We start from the raw sequence: 314 nt of genomic DNA on the forward strand, positions 1-314 counted from the left end.
GGCGCGGCGCTGCTGCTTTCGCCCACCATCCGCAGCCCGCTCCACAGAAAAGTGACGGTTTCCGCAGCCTTATTATGATGGTGGAGGATTTTCTGTGTTCTTCTGCCCAGCGGATCGTAACGATATTCAACGCGGCTGCAGGCTTTATGGCCTGTGAAGCGCACTTCAGTCACGCGATCCTCATCGTCATAGCTGAAGGACTGCTCCACATCCTCATTCGCGGGCTTACGCCAGATTAGTCGCCCAAAACCATCGTAGCGCCAGCGTGCCCCTCTCAGCCTCTGGAGCAGGTTCTGCCAGACTGTCTGTCCGGG

General features: G+C 58.0%; 1 pseudogene. It reads right to left on the reverse strand.

What is annotated here, in order from left to right:
- Positions 1-314, reverse strand: a pseudogene (locus A1830_RS23070) (Rhs-family protein); the annotation flags it as partial.

It is taken from the genome of Erwinia sp. ErVv1, from assembly GCF_900068895.1.
Taxonomy (GTDB): Bacteria; Pseudomonadota; Gammaproteobacteria; order Enterobacterales; family Enterobacteriaceae; genus Erwinia.